Source organism: Cupriavidus sp. FW305-3-2-15-C-LB2 (genome assembly GCF_058787575.1).
Window position 1 is genome coordinate 94,259 of sequence record NZ_JBYSZW010000014.1, and the last position, 13,645, is coordinate 107,903.

The following is a 13,645-nucleotide window of genomic DNA, read 5'->3' on the forward strand; positions in this document are numbered from 1 at the left end:
TCGCGCCGTCGAGCATGTCTCCGTGGCATCCCCCGAAGCATTGGTGCACGGCCTGCGCATGGAGAAGCCCACATTCAGGCAGCGCTACCTCTACTGCAGGTTCGACATGGCCGCGCTGTCTGAGGATACGCTGCGCAATCTGGAGGAGCTTGCCATTGAACACGGCGACTACCTCATGGCCGGTCACCTCTTTACGGAGGAAACGCTGACCTGGGTGTGAGCGGCCGGATTCACATGCCGGTCCTCGGCCGCCGCAGGAATTCCCCTTTGAGCAGGATCGGTGACTGCAATACCACGGTCATTGGACATTGAGCTCGCGTTCGCGGATGACCGAGAGGGGTCGAGGCTGTGTGAAAACGTCTCGATCACCTAGACTGAGTCAACGCATTCAGACTGGGGGATCGGATGAAGCGATTCATAGAGGGAGAAGACCGCAAGCAAGCTACCCTGCTTCCAGAATGCCTCGATGATTTCATCGCCGAGGACAACCCCACCAGGATCATCGACGCGTTTGTTGAAGAACTGGATCTCGAGTCGCTCGGGTTCGAAGGTACCAATCCCTCGACTACAGGTCGCCCTTCATATCATCCTGCTGTCCTGTTAAAGATATACATCTATGGTTACCTCAACCGGGTCCACTCCAGCCGCCGTCTGGAACGCGAATGCCAACGCAATATAGAACTGATGTGGCTTACCGGTCGACTGGCGCCGGACTTCAAGACGATTGCAGACTTTCGGCGGGATAACGGCACGGGCATTCGCAATGTCTGCCGTCGCTTCGTTGTACTGTGCCGAGATCTTAAGTTGTTCTCACAGGCCCTGGTCGCCATCGACGGCAGCAAGTTCAAGGCAGTCAATACTCGGGACCGCAATTTCACCGCTGGCAAGGTCGACAAGCGCCAGCAGCAAATTGAGGAAAGCATCCAGCGGTATCTGAGCGCGCTGGAGACTGCGGATCGCACGCAGCCTGCGGAGGTAGAACTCAAGACAACTCGACTGCGCGAGAAGATTGTGCAACTGCGTCAACAGATGCATAGCCTTGACCAGATAAAGGAAGAGCTCAAGACGCTGCCAGATGGTCAGATCTCGATGACCGATCCTGATGCGCGCTCGATGGCGACAAGTGGCAAGGGCTCTGGAATGGTCGGCTACAACGTACAGATGGCCGTAGATGCCAAGCATCATCTGATCGTTGCTCATGAGGTCACCAATATCGGCAATGATCGGGCGCAACTCAGCTCGATGGCTCGAGCTGCTCGCGATGCGATGGGTAAGACCAGGCTTAAAGCCATAGCTGATCGTGGCTACTTCAGTGCGCAGGAGATCAAAGCATGCGCGGATACGGGCATTGCTGCCATCTTGCCCAAGCCAGCAAGGTCCAGCGCGAAGGTAGGTGGTCGATTCGTTCGGGCGGACTTCATCTACATTGCCCGAGACGATGAATATCAATGTCCCGCCGGAGAACGTGCGATATACCGCTTCACCAGAGAAGAACACGGACTGCAGCTACGCCGCTATTGGAGTAGTGCATGTCCTCAGTGCACGATGCGGTCGCAATGCACGCCGAGTCCGTACCGGCGCATCTCCAGATGGGAGCATGAGGAAGTGCTGGAGGCCGTCCAGCGCCGGCTCGACAAGATGCCGGATGCAATGACGGTTCGCAGGCGAACCGTCGAGCATGTCTTCGGAACCTTCAAACATTGGATGGGCTACACGCACTTCTTGACGCGCACGCTGCCGAATGTAGGAACTGAAATGAGCCTGCATGTTCTGGCGTACAACCTGAAGCGCGTCCTTCGAATTCTCGGGTTCTCGAAAACAATGAAGGCCATGCGCCTGGTGGGTGCGTAAGCACCCATTTGCGCGCAAAAGATGGGGCTGAAGATCGCTCTCAGGGGCCCCATTAGCGCTGTTCCCACCCGTTTCGACGCCGCCGACGACCGGATTGGCCGAAAATTCGATAAGGCAGGCTACGCCCCGGAGGGGGCGCGCATTGGTGCGATTCGAGAGACGTTTCCACACGGCCTCGGTCGATCAGAGACGATCGCCTTCCCAACTCTGCCTGAGAGTAGGAGCAGCCGCTGAGTTGAACTGGCGTCAATCCTTCGAGTACCGCAGCGAAGTTGGCGCGCCGGCCGCACCGCTGGCCATAGGCCCACAAAGGATTCAACCTCAGAACGAAAGGGTTAGGGAAAAGAGTTAGCCGCCCTAAGTGGTTGATTGGAACAAAAATTTTTCCACCTAACTGTTAGCAACGTTCCCAAAGCGTTGTATGTACCGGGTTTCTGTCGCTCCATCGCGGGCGTCCACCCCGGCATCCTGCATTGATAGCGCATCGGGATCACAACTCGCTGGCCATCCTGCACCACCATCACGGGCGCGTAGTGGCCCGGGAAAATACGCGAGTCTCGATCCAGCAAATCAGTTCGCTGCAGGTCTGCTAGATTGCGCTGCGCCCTCGCGATCTTGTCAGTCGCGACGCGTTGATCGTTTTCCGCCTTCTTTGTCGGCTTGCCTGCCAATGCGCGCTCGGCGGCAGTCAGCCGTGTCTTCTGCTGGAACAGCTCCGTCTCCAAGGCTATCGCCTGATCTTTGTCACCCGCCGCAACAAGGTCGGCGACAGCGCGCTCCTTGTCGTTCGTGGCAGACGGCACGCATTGCTTTAGGCAGTTTGGACCAGCCGCCGTCTCTGCGCTTCTCCCAGAAGAGTTCGACAAAATGCTCAAAACTGTCAGAGGCCCCGAATTCCCGAACGTACTTTCGATAGCTGGCGTGAATCTGCGCGGAATAGCACATCGCTGTCACCGTGGCGTTGTGGCTAAAGAAGCCATTCTAGTGGCGGCGGCCTGACCCTGCAGGGGCACGCCCTTAACGGGTGAGCATGCCGGTTGCAAGGCAGGCCTTCCGGGTGGACGTGTAAGACGCTGCCTTCTACAGGGCATTGAGATAGCGGCCTAGACTGCAGAAATATGGCAACCCGAGGAGCCGACATGTCAAACGTTTATGTAGTGCCACGCGGCGACCGACGGAAGGTTGAGGTAGGTGCCGCATAGTTAACTTATGTTGGGACGCAGCGATTGGCTCCGGGACGATGCTGGCATAAAGACAGAGGGGCCAAGCGGATCGTCCACGGAAGGGAGCGATCCGGATGCGAAACGCCTATGGCAACGACACCAGGGATGTCAAAGGTTAGAGCGCGCACCGCGGAGCGGTTGCCCGACCTCGACCGCTATCAGAAGAAGCGCAACTTCAGCGTCACCCCAGAGCCGGCGGGAACACGAAAACGGCGCAAGAATGCCGAACAGTTGCGTTTCGTGATCCAGAAGCATTGGGCGCGGCGGCTGCACTACGATTTCAGGCTCGAACTCGATGGCGTGCTGCTCAGCTGGGCGGTGCCCAAGGGGCCTTGCTACGATCCCAGCGAAAAGCGTATCGCGGTCCATGTGGAGGACCACCCGCTCGACTATATCAACTTCGAGGGTGAAATCCCGGCTAAACAGTATGGCGCCGGCTCGGTGATCGTCTGGGATCGTGGCACGTGGGAGCCAATCGGCGATCCGCGTGAAGGTATGGCCGCAGGCAAGTTGCTCTTTGAACTTTACGGAGAAAAGTTGGCCGGCCGTTGGGAACTGGTACGCATCGCCAAGCCCGGCGACAGCTCAGAGCAGTGGTTCCTCTTCAAGAAGCGAGATGCCTGGGCGCGACCGCTGGCAGAGTTTGACGTGTTGGCAGCTTTCCCGGATAGCGTCATCAAAAAACCGCTGGGTGCGCTGACCCAAGCGTCGACGGGCTCTACTGAAATGGCGTCCGATACCGCCATCGTGAACGCCCCGCTCGTCCCCTTGCCGGCAAAGCTCGGGCCGCAGCTCGCCACCCCGGCACCCGCACTTCCGACTGGTACCGGGTGGGTCATCGAAACAAAGTTCGATGGCTACAGAATCTTGGCCAGAATCGAGGATGCCCGAGTAGCGCTCTTTACTCGTAATGGCCATGACTGGACGCGCAAGCTGGGATCCCTGGCGGCAGAGATCGAGACGCTAGACATCTCGGAAGGCTGGCTGGATGGCGAGATCGTCGTGCTTCGCGATGGCATGCCGGATTTCAATGCCTTGCAGAACGCAATCGATGGGCATCGCAACGACGCAATCGTCTTCTTCGGCTTCGACCTACCCTTCTGGGAAGGCCGGGATTTGCGCAATGTGCCCCTGACCCAGCGGCGCGCGAAGCTGGCGGAGCTTGTCGGAGATCGCTCCGAACGGGTGCGCTTTAGCGAGGCCTTCGATGCTTCCCCAGTGCAGATCTTCCAGGCGGCGTGCCAGCTCGGTCTCGAAGGCTTGATGTTCAAGCGGGCCGACGCCTCCTATGTTTCCGCACGCACCCAGACCTGGCTGAAGGCCAAATGCAAACTGCGCCAGGAGTTTGTGATTGGCGGGTTTTCGGACCGCAGTGGTGCAACAGCCGAGGTAGGCAAGCTATTGCTTGGCGTATATGCGGATGGAGAACTCCGTTACGTCGGCGGCGTTGGAACCGGCTGGGACAGCGCGACGGCAACAGAACTCAGAAGACGCTTGACCACCTTGGAAACTGAGCGAAGTCCCTTTTCGACGGAGGCGCGTTCCAGCCGGCGATGGGGCGGAGGCCGGGAAGGCGTTGTACGTTGGGTGAAACCGACCCTCGTTGCAGAAGTCGAGTTTTCCGAGTGGACCCCTGAAGGCCAGGTACGCCAAGCCTCGTTCAAGGGCCTGCGCGCCGATCATCCGGCTAAGTCGACCCGGCGAGAGGCGATCCAGACTGCCGTGACGCCGCACGGCGTCAGCGCTATCAAGGTCTCCAATCCGGACCGTGTCATCGACAAATCCACAGGCATCACGAAGGTCGAGCTGGTTCGCTACTACGCGAGCGTGGCGGAGCGGATGCTGCCCCACCTCAAGGATCGGCCGCTATCCTTGGTGCGCGCGCCGGAGGGCATCGATGCCCCGACCTTCTTTCAGAAGCACGCGGAAACGGCGATGCCTGGCCTCACCGAGCAGCTCCCGTCCCTTTGGCCCGGCCATGCCGCATTACTCACTGCTGATTCGGCAGACGCAATCGTCGCCGCTGCCCAGATGAATGTGCTTGAGTTTCATACGTGGAATTCGACGGCCCACCACATAGATCGTCCGGATCGAGTCATTTTCGACCTCGATCCTGGCGAAGGGATTGCATGGGAGACGATGATCGAGGCCGCCATGCTGGTGCACACGCTGCTGGATGAGCTGGGGCTGCAGTCCTGGTTGAAAACGAGCGGCGGCAAGGGGCTGCACGTCGTCGTGCCATTGGCGCCGCAGCGTTCCTACGACGAAGTGAAGGCGTTTTCGCGTGCCGCCGTCAAACACTTGGCGGCCACTCTGCCCCAGCGCTTCACCGCCCGCTCTGGGGCGGCTAACCGCAAGGGGCGGATTTTTGTGGATTATCTGCGCAATGGCTTCTCCCAGACCACCGCAGCCGCGTTCTCGGCGCGAGCGCGGCCAGGACTCGGTGTCTCCATGCCGGTGTTCTGGGAGCAGCTTACCAAGCTGAAAAGTGGCGCACAGTGGACTATCCGCGATGCCCGCGAATACCTCAGTTTCCAAGTGGCGGATCCCTGGCAGTCTTACTGGGAGGCACCCCAAAATTTGACCGCAGCCATCGAACGATTAAGCTAAATGCTGGCGCATCTGCGCTGTGGAGTATCCAATGCCTGCACGATCCCTCGCCTCTTTGTCGCTGTCTTTCGGCCTGGTGTCCATCCCCGTCAAACTCTACACCGCCACCGAGACAAGCTCTGCTGTGCGCTTCAACTTACTGAGCAAAGAAGGCGCACGGCTGAAACAACAGTACGTTTCCGAGCAGACCCAAAAGGTTGTCGACCGTGCAGACATGGTGAAGGGCTACGAGTTTGAGAAAGACCGCTTCGTGACGTTCTCCCCCGATGAACTCAAAGCCTTGGAAGAGAGTGCCAGCCACATGGTCGATATCGTTGCGTTCATTCCCGAGCGCAGCGTGGATCCGCTGTATTTCGACAAGGCGTACTTCATCGCTCCAGATAAGCGCGGCGGTAAGCCTTACAGCCTTTTACGCGAAGCCATGTCGAAGACCGGTCGCTGTGCCATTGCGAAGTGGGCCTCGAAAGGCAAATCGCATATCGTGCAGATCCGACCGGTCGAGGGCGGCCTGGTGTTCCAGCAACTGTTGTTCGCGGATGAAGTGCGCAACATCGCCGAACTGCATATCGAGGAAGTGGCAGTCTCAGATGCGGAGCTAAAGCTGGCGATCCAGCTGATCGAGCAAGCCTCGGAAGACCAATACGATCCGGCCCAGTACAAGGACGAGGAGAAAGTCAGGATTCTCGCCGCCATCGACGCAAAGATCGCCGGCAAGCAGATCGTATCGCCCGAACCAGTTGAAGTCACCGCCGGCGGGCAGGTCATCGATCTGATGGATGCACTTCGCGCGAGTCTGTCCAAGAAAGGGCTGCCCGCGACAAAAGCCAAAGCCGCCGAGCCATCAACTCGCAGAGCCGGTAAGCGGGGCACAGCGCCTTCCGAGCCGACACCGATCCGACGCACCACTAAGAAGTCGGCATGAGCCACGGCGAAGGGTTGACCAGGCGCGAGCTGGAGACGCGCCTGGGCGCTTCGCGCCGGCTGATCTCCAGCCTGGTAGCCGCCGGGCTGGTCACGCCTGCACGAGGCCCACGCGGCCAGTACGTCTTCTCCTTTCGGGACGTGGTTCTGATTCGTACCGCCGAATCCCTGCACAGGTCGAGCGTTGCGCCTGCACGGATTCTGCGGGCGCTGCGTCGTCTCGAACGGCTCACACCGAACCGACACCTATCGGCCCTGCGAATCTCCGCAAGCAGCGGCAACGTATCGGCATGGGACCGGCACGGCGCGTGGCTGGTTGAGAGCGGCCAACGGCTGATCGAGTTCGGGCCGGATGAAGCCGATGTGCGAGTCGTTGATTTAACGCGAATGCGTGCCAACGAACCGACCGCCGAGGAATCCTTTGCGCAAGCCTATGCACTTGAACCTGTCGACGCCAATGCGGCTGAAGCGGCCTACCGACGCGCCTTAGAGATCTCGCCAGGAATGCTGAACGCCTACCTGAACCTTGGGTGCATGCTGGCAGACCAACAACGATTCGACGAAGCCATCATGCTCTATGAGGGGGCGTTGTCCGTCCTTCCGAACGCGCCGCAATTGCATTTCAACCTGGGGGTTGCACGCGAGGATGTCGGCGCCCCGCAGTCAGCTCTGGCAGCGTACGAGCGATGCATCGAACTTGCACCGGACGACGCCGATGCCCACTACAACGCAGCGCGTTTGCATCAGGAACTGGGCCACTTCCAGAAGGCGCTGCGACACTTCAACGCATTCCGGAGGCTCGACCGTCCATAAAGCCAAGCCGCGGCATTATTCGGCGACCAACCTGATGCGTCGCCCCAAGAGGGCCGCATAAGGCACGTATCGAAAGAGGCTCAATTGATCACTTCCACGTGCAAAAGTGATGACCGCTCCATTCTAGTAAGACGCGGGAGCCTTCTGCTGAAAAAAGCGCGTTAAATTCGGACTAATTCAGACTTAAGCGTTTCTTGCGACGTCATATCATGCCTGGGTAGTCCTGCTACCGCCCGCTTCGCCGCCCTGGTGACGCGGGCTCTTTTTTGGGTAAAGCGAGCCCGTGCGCAACAGTGGGCAGGCCGATTGCCTGGTGCGGGGCGACTGGGCGATACTGGGCGCGGGAAACTCCACAAGTTTCCCGATTTCTTCATGGACGTTCTGCGGCTCTCTGCTACCGGTCGAGAGCCGTCTTTTTTCGGTCATCGCCCGATTTGACCGCGTGTGTTGCGCGGTCCGCCGCGGGGTGGCCATTCCCATGACGAGTTGCCTGCCCCGACCCGCTCACATTGGCGTTGCAAACAGCTCATTCCTGCTGGATAAGGAAACGCTCGGGCCGCTTGCCCAGCCAAGCCGGCGTCCGGCCACGTCCCGACCAGGTCTTGCCGGTTTTGGGATCCATATACTTCGGCGGCAGCGGCGCTTTCTCGGTGGCAGCGGACGCTGTACCGGCAGGCCGGCCCCGACGACGCCGCGGCGCCACGTCTTCCGGCGACAGCTCATACCGAGTCATCAGCTCGCGAATCTGCTCGATGACGCCAGCGACCTCAGTTGAACGCGCCTCTTCGAGCTGGGCTTCCAACGCTTGCTTCCGCGCCATCAATTCTTGATACGTTGCCATCTTCGCCTCCAATTGTTCAGTCGCTTTTGACTTATACGCATTCTAAAGTCGGCCTGCAAGGTATTCGTTCTCTACCTTCATACGGAACTTAACATTCCATTCACTTTAATGAATATTCGTATGGGCCTGTGACAGCGGTCGGCGGCGAATAAAGTGACACGAAGATATCGCCCTCCCCAGGAATGGCGGCCATTCGCCCCAAAGCCGTAGCTCGCAGAAATAGGTACGCTCGGCGGCGTGAAATCCCATTGGGCGATGTAATGGAGCTCGGCGCAAGCGATCCGCATACAACGAAGGCTTCACGATGAAGTCGCCGCTGCGCATCTGCGGTTGAATGGTGGGCCTCCCGTGAGTCGAACACGGCACCAACGGATGAGTCCGCTGCTCGAACCAGGCATGAGCTAGAGGCCTAATTGGAAGGGGGAAAGCTGTCAGCACAAAGTTTGTCGGGCCTCAGCTTTCCTCAGCAGTGCTCCTACCTTGCGCCAATCGGCTGGTTGCGGATAGGCGTTACCAGCCGATGCAAGGATCACACCGACGCTTCAGGCGAAGCTACAGCTGGAACCACCTTCTTCGCCGAAGCCCGTTTCTTCGTCACGGATTTCACTGCTGCCGCCTTCGGCGCTGCTTTCGCGGCGACCTTGCCCTTGATACCGGGTGCGGCCTTTTTCGCGGCCTCTTTCGTTGCGGCAGCTTTGTTGCTCGTCGCCTTCTTGGCGCCTGCAGCCTTGGCCTTCTTCGCCGCGAGCTTGTCCTTTGCGGCTTGCTTTTCAAAGCGGGCCGCGGCCTTTGCGGCTTCCACGGCCTGGGCAATTTCGCGCTTTGCCGCTTCAATTGCCTTCTTCGTGTCGGCGCGCAACTTCAGCAAGCGCTTCTTCGCTGCCTGAGCCTCACGGGCGAGCACGCTAGCCTTTTTCGTCGGCACTGTCATCTTCTTCGCGGCAGACCTTTTCTTCGTGACTGCCTCTGCAAGAACAGTTCTTTTAGTTGCTGCGACCATGTTGATTACCCGTTAGTTGTGGAGAGCGGAGTATAACCGCAGGGCTGGCGTACCTAATAGCGGTCTGGCTTGTCCTTGTGGGCGCGACGCCTTTGGCAGCCTGGCGCAATTAGCGGCGGCCAAAAAGCGGCATCACGATTGAGCCAATACGGCGCTCTGGCGCAATTGGCGGAAACGACTCATCATTCGCGCCGGCTTCTCACGTCGTTGCCCACCCCTTCCTCTGCTGCTAGCCTGCGCAGCGGACACCGCTACTCTCGATCATTTCGGCGCCGCCTTCCGGCGTTCAGCCGGGGGCATCACGAGGTAGCCAATCGCGCGACGCTCGAGTTGAGCGAGGGGTCACCATGATCAGGCCGTAGTGGCGTGCCTGACCGCTCTTCCACATAGGCTCCGAACAGAGGGTCGGAGATGATCGGCACGCCGCCGATGGTAGGTGCGCGCAACATCGCCTGGTTGCGTTGCTTCATGCTGCTGCGTTGCCGCATTCTTTTGGCTTGATGCCGGCGACAAAGAAGTTTATTGTGGCCGCTCGGTGTACGCTTCCCCGCCCTCCTCGCACCAATCCACCATTGCCCCGGCCACTGTCCACATTGTCGACTGGGGAATCTATCTCGCGGCAGCAGTAGTAGTAGTTCGTTTTTCCAAACCACGACAACGGAGGCCGACATATGCTAAGCCCGCATGAGATCGCCGCGCTACTGCTGCTCGGCGACGAGGAGGAGATCGACGACCTCGAACCTGAGCAATTGGACACCTTGTTGGCTCACAAGCTGGTCACGATGGAACATGGTCATGCCAGCGGCAATGCCTATCCTCGCCTGACAAGTCAGGGGCATTCCATTCTCGAAGCGGTGCGCCGAATTCGGTAGTCAGTCAGCTTTAGCCCAAAAGCAGACGACCGTCGCGGCCGAAGCCGCGAACTGGTTGATAAGCTGTGGCTTCCTGGCGTGTGGCGCCTGTGGCTGGATCCTGGTGCATTGTTCGGTGTCACATTGCCGTGGCAGCGGCTGGCGCGGGCGGCTGCGTGTTGCGCCTATGATCTTTCCCCCGCTTCCCCCGTTCCGCGGCTCCCGTGCCCAGACGCGGACCTCCAGCATATTGCTCGGTTCAACCTGCTCCCATGACGGGACCTGACAAAGACGGCCGCTCCCCGCTTACAATGCTGCTATGCAATATGGATCAGGGCTGAAGAAGCGCGAATAGCCACACGCCCTGTATGTAGTGGAGGAGAAAATGGCGACAGCTCTGGCTGGGACGAAAAGCGAGGCGCTGAAGCTCCTGGAAACAGAGGGAGTAACGGTCGTGGATTTGAACTACGAGTCTGGTTGGCAAGATGCGATTGAGCTTGGCAGGCGGGGTGAAAAGCTCGGTGTACACGTCCAGTATCGCGGCCATGAGAGCATTGCCGTTAGCTCCCCGGCGGCGCTCGTTGGCGGGCTGATTCGCCCGAAGTTGACCTTCCGTCAGCGCAATCTTTACTGCCAATTTGAGCTCAGCAAGCTGCCAACGGGTGAGCTAGAGCGCCTGGAGGCAAAGGCGGCCAGGCTTGGCGATTACATCCTCGCGGGACACCTAACAAGGGATGTCGATGCGGTGTGGTCGGAGTAACGCATCGCCAGGCAGCCTTGGTGAAGCCGAGATCAGATTCAGCTCCCCGAGTCACGCCTTGATGCTCTGCCCCGCCCCAACAGACCCGCATGGGGACGAGCACGGCCAGTGTAGTCGTACCTAGCCACGGGCCTTTCTACCGGAGCAGCTCAAAGATCTCTTTTGCGTGCTCAAGGTGGCGCCTTCTGCTCTGACAGCGTCGATGCCTTCGATTTGATCGCAGCCGGAGGAGGCCTGAGCCTCGGCAGCCTGCGACTAGCGCTGAAATCGCGGGAGGATGCTGAGCTCGCCGAGTGCTTGTGTCCGAAGGTGCACGGTGCCGGTCCGGACGATTTCCGGACGTGCCCTTCGCGAAACAGGTGATGGTATCGCCCGTGAGCACCGATACGGGATATGCGCCTCGTCGAGCGCGGTGGCAACGAGCTCGAGCATGCTGGTGAACTGCGAGAACAGGAGAATCTTTCGACCTTCCTCGACGAGGCAACACTACCCACCGCATATTGCGGCGCACAACGTCGTCCGGTATTATTCAAAATTCCCCCATTCTGCGCACACCGGATTCCGCGAGAGGCATTCTGACCTCGACTGTCCGTGCGTCATTCCACGATTTCGTTCGCACCCCGACAGGCTTGAACAGCCGTCATGTCCGCGACGATCGTCGGCCAACCTGTCGAGGAGAGTGTATTGGCAAATCCAGTTCGCGACGATTCAGCATCCCGCACGATCGCGGTCACGTCAAAGACCGGCCGCCGCTCTCCAAAAGGAAAGATCCAGGCGGTCGCAACACCGCTGGACATCGCGTCCATGGCGCGCCAGGACGAGGAGCGTCAACGCCAGATGCGCGCGCTGATCGCGCTTGGCCGTGAGCGCGGCTATCTCACCCACGCGGACATCAACGATCACCTGCCCGACAACTTTACGCAAACTGCTGCGATGGAGACGATCGTCAGCACATTCAGCGACATGGGGGTGGCCGTGTACGAGCAGGCGCCGGACGCGGAGACGCTCCTGTTAAGCGATGCCGCGCCTGCCGCGGCATCCGACGATCAGGCGGATGAGGAAGCGGAAGCTGCACTGTCGACCGTCGATTCCGAATTCGGCCGCACTACTGATCCGGTCCGGATGTACATGCGAGAAATGGGCGCCAGTGAACTGCTGACTCGCGCCGGCGAAATCGAGATCGCAAAACGCGTCGAAGGCGGCCTGCAGGACATGATTCAGGCGATCGCCGCGTGTCCGTCAGTCGTGTCCACGATTCTTGCCGATGCGGACCGCATCGTTGCCGGCGAACTGCGTATCGACGAACTGGTCGATGGCATCAGCGACGACGTGAACGAAAGCGAAATGGCGCTAGAGTCCGATGACGTTCAAGTGGAAGCAGACGCCTCCGACGATGACCCGGATGGTGATGACGCTGAAACGGACGCCGCGGATCCGGAGAAAGCGAACGCAGCCCGCCTCGAACAACTCACGATCGACAGTCTTGCGATTTTCGCGCGCGTGCGTGTACTGTTCGAGCAGTTGCCGGATGCACCCGTTACTGGGAAAGCCCGTTCCGCAGCCGTTGCGCAATTGCGCTTGGAGATCCAGCGTGAACTGGCTCCGATCCGCTTTACGGCCAAGACTATCGACCGCCTGTGTGCCAGTGTGCACGAACAGGTTACCGAGGTTCGTGCAATCGAGCGCAGCATCCTGGAGATCGCCGTCGACCGTTGCGGCATGCCACGCGAGGCGTTTGTCGAGTCGTTCCCGGGCCACGAGACCGACCTTGAATGGACCAGCCATCTGGCGGCGACTTCGCGGCAGTTTGGCGCAGCGCTCGAGCGACATCTGCCGGCCATTCAGGCCGGCCAGCAGAAACTCATAGACATCGAGGCCGGGGTCTCGCTGCCGCTCCAGCAGCTCAAGCGGATCAACCGCCAGATGAGCGCCGCGGAGTTGAAAATGCGGCAGGCCAAGCGAGAACTGATCGAAGCGAATCTTCGTCTTGTCATTTCAATCGCCAAGAAATACGTGAACCGCGGCATGCAGTTCCTGGATCTAATCCAGGAAGGCAATATCGGCCTGATGAAGGCGGTGGACAAGTTCGAATACCGGCGCGGCTGGAAGTTTTCGACGTACGCCACTTGGTGGGTCCGGCAGGCTGTCACGCGTGCGCTTGCCGATCAGGCGCGAACCATTCGTGTGCCGGTCCACATGATCGAGATGATCAACAAGCTGAATCGGATTTCGCGCGAATTCCTGCAACAGACGGGACAGGAAGCGCATCCCTCCGTCCTCGCCGAGCGCATGGAGATGTCCGAGGAAAAAGTGCGCAGTATCCTCAGGATCGCGAGGCAACCTGTCTCGCTCGAGACCCCTGTGGGCGACGACGCCGACGCGACGCTCGGCGACATGATTGAGGATGTCTCTGCGAGTTCACCGGCTGAGGCCGTGATTCACGCGAACATGCGCGCCGCGATCGATGAGGCACTCGACGGGTTATCGCCGCGCGAGGCCAAGGTCCTGCGGATGCGATTCGGGCTCGATACGATCTCGGACCACACGCTTGAAGAGGTCGGCAAGCAGTTCGACCTGACCCGCGAGCGGATCCGTCAGATTGAGAGCAAGGCGATGCGCAAGCTGATGCATCCCAGTCGTGCTGACAAGTTGAGGCCCTTTCTCGAGCGCTGAGCAAAGGCGAGGAGTACGCGCCCCCTTTCGACGCCCTACTCCAGACCCACAGCGATCACGCATCGGCCCGATCGCTGCCCTGGCAGGACGCGTTTGCTGCGC

The 13,645-nt window shown here is 59.7% G+C and carries 12 protein-coding genes; 8 read left to right on the top strand and 4 right to left on the bottom strand.

Annotation, left to right across the window (positions count from 1 at the left end; translation table 11 throughout):
- The first annotated feature begins 22 nt into the window (after window positions 1–22).
- Window positions 23–220, top strand: coding sequence for a hypothetical protein (locus AC3WRR_RS13125; RefSeq protein ID WP_327077295.1), 198 nt, complete (start codon window positions 23–25; stop codon window positions 218–220).
- Between the two features lie 185 nt (window positions 221–405).
- Complete coding sequence (locus tag AC3WRR_RS13130; RefSeq protein ID WP_058697650.1) at window positions 406–1,851, top strand: IS1182 family transposase; 1,446 nt, start codon at window positions 406–408, stop codon at window positions 1,849–1,851.
- A 335-nt stretch (window positions 1,852–2,186) separates the two neighbouring features.
- On the opposite strand, the gene AC3WRR_RS13135 is transcribed toward AC3WRR_RS13130, so the two are convergent.
- Window positions 2,187–2,654, bottom strand: coding sequence for a hypothetical protein (locus AC3WRR_RS13135; protein WP_234788184.1), 468 nt, complete (start codon window positions 2,652–2,654; stop codon window positions 2,187–2,189).
- Window positions 2,655–3,161: 507 nt separating this feature from the next.
- On the opposite strand from AC3WRR_RS13135, the gene ligD reads away from it, so the two are divergent.
- Genes ligD through AC3WRR_RS13150 form a run of 3 tightly spaced genes read left to right on the top strand, consistent with a single transcriptional unit; the run spans window position 3,162 to window position 7,418 of the window.
- Entirely contained in the window at window positions 3,162–5,684 is a 2,523-nt protein-coding gene (gene ligD, locus AC3WRR_RS13140; protein ID WP_058697649.1) for a DNA ligase D, read from the top strand.
- Between the two features lie 31 nt (window positions 5,685–5,715).
- Window positions 5,716–6,606 (top strand): non-homologous end joining protein Ku, encoded by an 891-nt coding sequence (gene ku / locus AC3WRR_RS13145; RefSeq protein ID WP_058697648.1) that lies wholly within the window; start codon window positions 5,716–5,718, stop codon window positions 6,604–6,606.
- Window positions 6,603–7,418 carry a tetratricopeptide repeat protein gene (locus tag AC3WRR_RS13150; protein ID WP_058697647.1) on the top strand — a complete coding sequence of 272 codons (816 nt, stop codon included), beginning with the start codon at window positions 6,603–6,605 and terminating at the stop codon, window positions 7,416–7,418. The genes ku and AC3WRR_RS13150 overlap by 4 nt, the downstream gene beginning before the upstream one ends.
- 526 nt (window positions 7,419–7,944) lie before the next feature.
- On the opposite strand, the gene AC3WRR_RS13155 is transcribed toward AC3WRR_RS13150, so the two are convergent.
- From AC3WRR_RS13155 to AC3WRR_RS13165, 3 genes are all read right to left on the bottom strand, one after another.
- The gene (locus tag AC3WRR_RS13155) at window positions 7,945–8,259 is read right to left on the bottom strand and encodes an H-NS histone family protein (RefSeq protein WP_058697646.1); all 315 of its coding nucleotides are present in this window, start codon (window positions 8,257–8,259) and stop codon (window positions 7,945–7,947) included.
- A 529-nt stretch (window positions 8,260–8,788) separates the two neighbouring features.
- Window positions 8,789–9,259 carry a hypothetical protein gene (locus AC3WRR_RS13160; protein ID WP_058697645.1) on the bottom strand — a complete coding sequence of 157 codons (471 nt, stop codon included), beginning with the start codon at window positions 9,257–9,259 and terminating at the stop codon, window positions 8,789–8,791.
- A gap of 299 nt (window positions 9,260–9,558) precedes the next feature.
- Entirely contained in the window at window positions 9,559–9,729 is a 171-nt protein-coding gene (locus tag AC3WRR_RS13165) for a hypothetical protein (RefSeq protein WP_158577657.1), read from the bottom strand.
- Window positions 9,730–9,930: 201 nt separating this feature from the next.
- Here AC3WRR_RS13165 and AC3WRR_RS13170 point away from each other — a divergent pair, with 201 nt between their 5' ends.
- The 3 genes from AC3WRR_RS13170 to rpoD all read left to right on the top strand — a co-directional run bounded on the left by AC3WRR_RS13170 (window position 9,931) and on the right by rpoD (window position 13,543).
- The gene (locus tag AC3WRR_RS13170; protein ID WP_081050240.1) at window positions 9,931–10,131 is read left to right on the top strand and encodes a hypothetical protein; all 201 of its coding nucleotides are present in this window, start codon (window positions 9,931–9,933) and stop codon (window positions 10,129–10,131) included.
- A 364-nt stretch (window positions 10,132–10,495) separates the two neighbouring features.
- Window positions 10,496–10,870 (top strand): hypothetical protein, encoded by a 375-nt coding sequence (locus tag AC3WRR_RS13175; protein ID WP_058697644.1) that lies wholly within the window; start codon window positions 10,496–10,498, stop codon window positions 10,868–10,870.
- Between the two features lie 642 nt (window positions 10,871–11,512).
- Complete coding sequence (gene rpoD, locus AC3WRR_RS13180; protein ID WP_171514463.1) at window positions 11,513–13,543, top strand: RNA polymerase sigma factor RpoD; 2,031 nt, start codon at window positions 11,513–11,515, stop codon at window positions 13,541–13,543.
- Window positions 13,544–13,645 lie beyond the last annotated feature (102 nt).

Bases quoted from the DNA above. Each gene is read 5' to 3' on its own strand.
- AC3WRR_RS13130 (WP_058697650.1), top strand. From the start codon at position 406: ATGAAGCGATTCATAGAGGGAGAAGACCGCAAGCAAGCTACCCTGCTT.
- ligD (WP_058697649.1), top strand. From the start codon at position 3,162: ATGGCAACGACACCAGGGATGTCAAAGGTTAGAGCGCGCACCGCGGAG.
- ku (WP_058697648.1), top strand. From the start codon at position 5,716: ATGCCTGCACGATCCCTCGCCTCTTTGTCGCTGTCTTTCGGCCTGGTG.
- AC3WRR_RS13150 (WP_058697647.1), top strand. From the start codon at position 6,603: ATGAGCCACGGCGAAGGGTTGACCAGGCGCGAGCTGGAGACGCGCCTG.
- AC3WRR_RS13155 (WP_058697646.1), bottom strand. From the start codon at position 8,259: ATGGCAACGTATCAAGAATTGATGGCGCGGAAGCAAGCGTTGGAAGCC.
- AC3WRR_RS13160 (WP_058697645.1), bottom strand. From the start codon at position 9,259: ATGGTCGCAGCAACTAAAAGAACTGTTCTTGCAGAGGCAGTCACGAAG.
- AC3WRR_RS13165 (WP_158577657.1), bottom strand. From the start codon at position 9,729: ATGAAGCAACGCAACCAGGCGATGTTGCGCGCACCTACCATCGGCGGC.
- AC3WRR_RS13170 (WP_081050240.1), top strand. From the start codon at position 9,931: ATGCTAAGCCCGCATGAGATCGCCGCGCTACTGCTGCTCGGCGACGAG.
- AC3WRR_RS13175 (WP_058697644.1), top strand. From the start codon at position 10,496: ATGGCGACAGCTCTGGCTGGGACGAAAAGCGAGGCGCTGAAGCTCCTG.
- rpoD (WP_171514463.1), top strand. From the start codon at position 11,513: ATGTCCGCGACGATCGTCGGCCAACCTGTCGAGGAGAGTGTATTGGCA.